Annotated in this window: 7 protein-coding genes; 3 read left to right on the forward strand and 4 right to left on the reverse strand. The window is 29.0% G+C overall.

Annotated features, from left to right (window positions below; translation table 11 throughout):
* Positions 1-26: 26 nt before the first annotated feature.
* The 4 genes from B5E75_RS12135 to B5E75_RS14850 all read right to left on the reverse strand — a co-directional run bounded on the left by B5E75_RS12135 (position 27) and on the right by B5E75_RS14850 (position 3080).
* Entirely contained in the window at positions 27-1184 is a 1158-nt protein-coding gene (locus B5E75_RS12135) for a trans-sulfuration enzyme family protein (RefSeq protein ID WP_087359581.1), read from the reverse strand.
* Positions 1178-1999, reverse strand: coding sequence for a Cof-type HAD-IIB family hydrolase (locus B5E75_RS12140; RefSeq protein WP_087359583.1), 822 nt, complete (start codon positions 1997-1999; stop codon positions 1178-1180). The genes B5E75_RS12135 and B5E75_RS12140 overlap by 7 nt, the downstream gene beginning before the upstream one ends.
* Before the next feature lie 82 nt (positions 2000-2081).
* On the reverse strand, positions 2082-2885 hold the full coding sequence (locus tag B5E75_RS12145) for a glycosyltransferase family 4 protein (protein ID WP_241146668.1): 804 nt from the start codon (positions 2883-2885) through the stop codon (positions 2082-2084).
* A gap of 21 nt (positions 2886-2906) precedes the next feature.
* Positions 2907-3080 carry a hypothetical protein gene (locus tag B5E75_RS14850; protein ID WP_224759530.1) on the reverse strand — a complete coding sequence of 58 codons (174 nt, stop codon included), beginning with the start codon at positions 3078-3080 and terminating at the stop codon, positions 2907-2909.
* A gap of 452 nt (positions 3081-3532) precedes the next feature.
* Here B5E75_RS14850 and B5E75_RS12150 point away from each other — a divergent pair, with 452 nt between their 5' ends.
* The 3 genes from B5E75_RS12150 to B5E75_RS12160 all read left to right on the forward strand — a co-directional run.
* Entirely contained in the window at positions 3533-4858 is a 1326-nt protein-coding gene (locus B5E75_RS12150; protein WP_087243639.1) for an ATP-binding protein, read from the forward strand.
* Between the two features lie 151 nt (positions 4859-5009).
* Entirely contained in the window at positions 5010-5903 is an 894-nt protein-coding gene (locus tag B5E75_RS12155; protein ID WP_087243638.1) for a MurR/RpiR family transcriptional regulator, read from the forward strand.
* Positions 5904-6024: 121 nt separating this feature from the next.
* A partial coding sequence (locus B5E75_RS12160) for a family 1 glycosylhydrolase (protein WP_087359585.1) occupies positions 6025-6967 on the forward strand: 943 nt, incomplete at its 3' end.

The following is a 6967-nucleotide window of genomic DNA, read 5'->3' on the forward strand; positions in this document are numbered from 1 at the left end:
TTTTTTATATCATATAACAAAGATATTTATTGGTAGGCATGATTAAAAGCATTTTGTAAATCTTCTATAAGAAGTTCTACTTCTTCTAATCCAATATACATTCTGATATGTCCAATATCTAAGCCTCTTTTTTTCAATTCTTCTTCGTTGCTTCCTTTCCATACAGGCATGACTAAACTTTCAAAGCCACCCCAACTATAGGCCAAAGTAAAATGTTTTAAAGAATCAACAAATCTTTCAATAACATCTGGTGTTGCATCTTTTAATACAAAACTTAATAAACTTCCATATCCCTTTAAATACTTATCTGTTAAATCAGTAGATGTATGAACCATAGGATGATATATTTTTTTTACATATGGACTTTGTTGTAAAAATTGTATCACCTGTTTAACACTTTGTTCTTGAGATTTTAAACGAACAGGCAATGTTCGTAATCCTCTTAATGCTAACCAGGCATTCATTGGGGACATTGTTGCTCCTAAAAAGATTTGACCAAATTCATTGATTTCATGTATATATTTTTGATTAGAAATGACAATGCCACCAACTAAATCACTATGCCCTCCAATATATTTTGAACAAGAATGTATAACAATATCAATTCCATGCACCAAAGGATTTTGAAATAATGGTGTTGCCCATGTATTGTCAATAACTGTGATAATATTTCTTTGTTTCGCAAATTGACTGATCATCTCTAAATCAAGCATTTCAAACTTTTGAGAAGAAGGACTTTCAAAATAAATCATTTTTGTATTCTCCTTAACAAAAGCAAATATATCTTCAGTAGAAGATACATCAATTTTTGTACTTTCAACACCAAAACGTTCAAGATTTTGAATGAATTTGACAGTTGATCCATACACAGTATTCACAATGACAATATGATCCTTTTGTTGAACCAAGCTCAATATTGTGGCGCTGATTGCTCCCATTCCTGAAGCAAAAACTTTAGCACATTCTCCTTTTTCTAATTGAGCTAGTTTCTCTTCTAGAATTGTTAATGTTGGGTTTTCTCCCCTTGTATATGTATAAGCACTTTTCTTATTCATATTAACATCGACATAGTGTTGAAAATCATCAAATTGAAATGAAGATGTTTGCACAATCTCTGGTGCAACACTCTTATATTCTCTTTGTGTTTTTTCTACTGATAAACAAATATTCTCTTGATCTAACATTTTATTTCTCCCTCTAAATATTTTCCAATTCCATCATGTTCATTATCTTCACAAATGGCATCTGCAACTTCTTTTACTGTATCAAAAGAGTTATCCATAGCTATGCCAGTTCCTGCTATTTTTAACATATCTATATCGTTTTCACCATTACCAAAAGCAACAACATTATCTAATGATATATTTTTAATTTGTGTTAACTTCAAAAGAGCCTGTCCTTTTGAAGCATGAACTGGATTAATTTCTACCCAATCTTTTTCTACTCTACATATACTAAAACGTGAAGACATCTGTTTTTGAAGAATTGGTATTTTTTCACTCATCATTGTTTCACTTTGCACAAATGCAACTTTCTTTATTGTAGAAAAAAGATGTTCTGGTATTTCATAAATATCATGAACCATATGTCTTTCTCTATCAATAAAATGTTCTTCCATAATCCCTGTATGTCCATAATCAAAAATATATAAACATGTTTCAAAGAAAATAATCATATCAAAGCAAGATGTTTGTGCTATTTCATTCAAAATCATTAAATCATCTCTTTTGAGTCTTTGTTCTCGATGCAAACATTCTTTTTTTGAATTATAAATTTCTAATCCGTTTAAAACAATATAACCACTTTGAGGATATTGATCCATATCTAACTGTTTTCCATAATACTCTAAGCTACTGACATCTCTGCCACTTGCCAAAACAAGAGCTACGCCTTGTTTTTGTAAGTGCATTAAAATCTCTTTTGTATATGGGAGTATTTTTTGTTGAGATGTTAACAATGTCCCATCCATATCCATCACAATCATATCTATATTTTTCATCGTTTTCCTCCCTCTTCTAACCATTGTACAATGGGTAAAATCCAAAATGCAACCCTTAATCAAAAAGATGTGCCTAAGCACATCAAAGAAGTGAGTGATATACTGTTTTTAGTTGTTTTCCTACTCTTTCAAGTGAACGTTCTTCAGCTACTTTTCTCCCTTCTTTCCCTAAATACGGAAGCTTCTTTTCTACAACATTTTGTATCAATTCTATAAACTCATCATTATCTTTTCCTTTATAACAATTCTTTCCATGTATAAGCCAACCTTCATAAACAGGTATATCTCTCAAAATAACCTGTTGATAAGATGACAACGCTTCTAAAACAACTATTCCTTCTGTTTCTTCATAACTAGGGAAGAAAAACGCATCTGCCCCACAATAAGCACCTTTAATAATATCACCGGTTATATAACCAGGAAAAATCACATTGGATGGATGATGTTTAATCACATTTCGAATTTGTTGAGGTATGGTATATAAAGAGATATCTCCAAACCATATAAAAGTATATTGGGGAAGTTTTTGAGCGATTTCAATAAAATCTAATATTCCTTTTCTTTGGAAAAACAAGCCAACACAGATAATAACTTTTTGTTGTGAAGTAAGATGAAAATATTGTTTAAACAATTGAATTCTCTCTTCATTATCATTATATTCTTCAATATCAACACCATTACTTATAGCATATATAGGTATATCTTTATTGACATAATGACTAATGAGTTTCTTTGAATATGCTGTTGGTGTAATAAGACAATCCTCTTTTGAATAGATTGTCATTAATCGTTTTCTAAATAGAGATGACATCTGATTTGATAAAATAAATGAATTTTTAAAATCCTCTTCCGTACTATGCGCATGAACAATGACTTTTTTGTGCATTTGATGACAACGATGTATGAGCTACTGACTCTGAAGTCCAACTGTGTTGATATGTGCAATATCAAAGGATTCTCGAGGATCTAAAGTATATTCTATTCCTTGAGATTGCAATGCTATGATTTGATGTTTAAGTGCTCTTCCGATACCAGATTTTCTAATCATATTCTGATTTTCAAAATATAATAAAACTTTCATAATATCACCTTTCCTATCTTCACTATACATAAAAAAAGAAGAATAATGAAAAAAATTATGAAAGATTTTCTAAAAAGCATTCTATATTCGTAGCTTTACAATAATAAACAAATATTATTGTTATGATTAATATAAAACGGTTCTACTCGACATCATGAGTGAGTATTTGAGTAAACGATATATTCATTTTATACATAGATATATGAGTTGAAATCAATTATAAAATATAACTCAAAATCCTATATTAATGAATAATTATAATCTCATCAATCATAATATAAAATATACATTACATATTAATACCCAATCTCATAACCTATAATTTTGAAGAAATGTATGATTTGGCATAAAATAATATTGAAGAAATGTATGATTTGGCATAAAATAATATTGAAGAAATGTATGATTTAGAACAAAACAATATTGAAGAAATGTAAAAAGGAGTGATGGCAGTGTATTTCAAAAGAAAAGCTTACGATAAATTAATAGATTGGAAATCAAATTATGCTGATAACTATGCTGTTTTGTTAGAAGGTGCAAGACGTGTAGGAAAATCAACAATAGCTAAATTATTTGCTGAAAATGAGTATAAATCATACATTTTGATAGATTTTTCAATTGCTTCAGCTGATATATTATCCTGCTTTGATGATATTAATAATTTGGATATGTTTTTTTTAAGGTTACAGGCAATCACTGGAATTAATTTATATGAACATGAGTCAGTTATTATTTTTGATGAAGTACAGTTATTTCCTAAAGCCAGACAAGCAATTAAGCACTTGGTAAAAGATGGACGATATCATTATATTGAAACTGGTTCTTTAATATCCATTAAAAAAAATGTGAAAGATATCTTAATCCCTTCTGAAGAAATGAAAATTGAAGTCTATCCTATGGATTATGAAGAATTCTGCAATGCCACAGGAAATAATTATAATTTAATAAAGCAATTGTTTGATATGAAAAGAGCAATTGGTCAAGAAGTGAATAGAAAACTCATGAGAGATATTAGGATATATATGGCAGTCGGTGGTATGCCTCAAGCTGTTGAAGCATATGTGAATGGGAATAATTTTTCCACTATAGATAATGTAAAGCGTCAAATTATTCATCTTTATGAAGAAGATTTCAAAAAAATAGATCCATCAGGAAAAATATCTGCGCTTTATCATTCAATCCCCGCTCAATTAGCTAAAGATCAAAAGAAATACCGTATGTCCACTGCGCTAAAAAAGAGAACGACGATTAAAGAAGAAGAATTATTATTTGATTTATTTGATTCTAAAACTGTATTACCCTGCTACAATTCAACCGATCCTAAAGTGAGTTTGACTTCAACGAAAGATTTAAATAGCTATAAACTCTATTTATCTGATACGGGATTATTCGTAACACTTATGTTTATAGACCGACCTATTACAGAAAATGAAATATATGCTAAACTTCTTTCTGATAAATTACCAGCAAATTTAGGATATTTATATGAAAACTTAATGGCACAATTATTAGCTTCAAAAGATAGAGAATTATATTATCATACATGGCAAAAAGAAAATAGCACTCATTATTATGAGATAGACTTTTTAATTTCTGAAGGTAGTAAAATTTCAGCTATTGAGGTCAAATCTTCAGGTTTGGGTAAACATGATTCTATATGTGAATTTGAAAAAAAATATTCAAAACATATAAAAAATTGTTATATCTTTTCGCAAAAAGACTACAAACAGGAAAATGGTATACAGTTTATGCCCATATATTTAGCCCCATTTATATAAAATCTATTATTTAATAGAAAAAAGAATAACTTACAAGATATCTCTCCTTATCAAAATGAATAATTGAAATATCTCTAAATAATAAGTCTTGAAATCACATGATTTCTTTGAGAATAATATGTTACAATAATGATATAAGGAGTGTGAGGCTATGCTTTTAGTTGATAAATTAATTCAAAAAGATAATTTTTCAAAAAGTGAAATGATTATCGCTGATTATATTATTAATCTTGGTGAAGATATCAAAGATATTTCAGCCAGAAAAATCGCAAGAGAAACATATACTTCCCCAGGAACAGTTTTAAATCTATGTGAAAAAGTTGGTGTTAAAGGATTTGATCATTTTAAAAGTGCATATTTAAAAGAAATACAATATCTTGATCAGCAGTTTGGAACCGTTGATCCTAATATTCCTTTTCATGAAAATGATACTTTTTTTATAATTGCTAATAAAATGGGAACTCTATATGAAGAGACTATTAAAGATACTTTATCCTTATTACAACATGATTCCTTACAAAAAGCTGTCCTTACATTATCCAAAGCTCAAAATATTCATATTTACTCTTTTGGAACCGCACTTAATATTGCAGAATCGTTTAAAGAAAAAATGATGAAAATAGGAAAAAATGTTTATATCACCAACAATTTAAATTATCAAAGATATGAAATGAATTGTATTACCAATCGTGATTGTGTGATCTTTATTTCATATTCTGGTGAGACAGGAAATATTATTGATATGGCCCAAACCTGTATTATAAAAAAGATTCCCTTTATTTCTATGACATCTTTTGGAGAAAATACATTAAGTCAAATGAGTGATATCAATCTCTTTATTTCTACCAGAGAACGATTAACTCATAATATCGCAAATTTTAATAGCAATTTATCAATTTTCTTTCTTTTAGACATTTTATACGCTACTTACTTTTCATTAAATTATATGGACAATCTTGAATATAAAATGAATGTTACTCATAAATTTGAAAATAAGCGTAGTTCTACTAATCCTATCTTAATTGATAATACTCATAAAAAATAACACTGTTCAGTTTTATATTTCAATTTTTTGACAAATTTTTTAACAGTGTTAAATGTTGTTCAATAAATATTTTTTTCAAGCCTCTTTGCATGTATATTTAAACATGCAAGGAGGTTTTTTTATGAAAATAAGTGACAATTTCTTATGGGGAGGAGCCACAGCAGCGAATCAGTATGAAGGTGCTTATTTAGAAGATGGAAAAGGTTTAAGCATTGCTGATGTGGAAATGGGAGCCCGTCATGGTGTTCCAAGAGAAATCCATAGCTATGTTCATGAGGATTGCTATTATCCAAGTCATGAAGGTGTTGATTTCTATCATCATTATAAAGAAGATATTGCTTTATTTGCAAAAATGGGATTCAAATGTTTTCGTATGTCAATTAATTGGTCAAGAATCTTCCCACATGGTGATGAAAAGACACCTAACGAAAAAGGTTTAGCTTTTTATGATCAAGTTTTTGATGAATTACTTAAATATGGTATTCAACCTATCGTCACAATTTCTCATTATGAAACACCATTATATCTTGTTCAGAAATATGGTTCATGGAGAAATAGAAAGTTGATTGATTTCTTTGAACATTATTGTGATGTTATTTTCCGTAGATATCATCACAAAGTCAAATATTGGATGACTTTTAATGAAATCAATGAAACTATGAATCAAAAACAACCTTATCATCAAGCAGGTATTATTTATCAAGATAATGAAAATCCAGCTGATGTAAAAGTACTTGTTTCTCACAATATGATGGTAGCAAGTGCAAAAGCAGTTATATTGGCTCATCGTATTGATCCCACTTTAAAAGTAGGATGTATGTTCCAATATCCAACAACATATCCAAAAACTTGTCATCCAAATGATATTCTTGCAAGAAGATATCATATGATGCCGAATTTCTATTATGGAGATGTTATGTGTAAAGGCTATTATTCTAATACATGTACAGCTCAATTAAAACGTATGGGTGCAACTCTTTCTATGGAAGAAGGAGATAAAGAAATCCTAAAGGAAGGAAAAGTTGATTTTATTGCCTTTAGTTATTATTTTTCTTCAATTGCTT

Source organism: Massiliimicrobium timonense, from assembly GCF_002160865.1.
Classification (GTDB): Bacteria; Bacillota_I; Bacilli_A; order Erysipelotrichales; family Coprobacillaceae; genus Allocoprobacillus.

What these genes read in the sequence shown, in the direction of transcription:
- B5E75_RS12140 (WP_087359583.1), bottom strand. Translation starts at nt 1,999, where the DNA reads ATGAAAAATATAGATATGATTGTGATGGATATGGATGGGACATTGTTA.
- B5E75_RS14850 (WP_224759530.1), bottom strand. Translation starts at nt 3,080, where the DNA reads ATGAAAGTTTTATTATATTTTGAAAATCAGAATATGATTAGAAAATCT.
- B5E75_RS12155 (WP_087243638.1), top strand. Translation starts at nt 5,010, where the DNA reads ATGCTTTTAGTTGATAAATTAATTCAAAAAGATAATTTTTCAAAAAGT.
- B5E75_RS12135 (WP_087359581.1), bottom strand. Translation starts at nt 1,184, where the DNA reads ATGTTAGATCAAGAGAATATTTGTTTATCAGTAGAAAAAACACAAAGA.
- B5E75_RS12145 (WP_241146668.1), bottom strand. Translation starts at nt 2,885, where the DNA reads ATGCACAAAAAAGTCATTGTTCATGCGCATAGTACGGAAGAGGATTTT.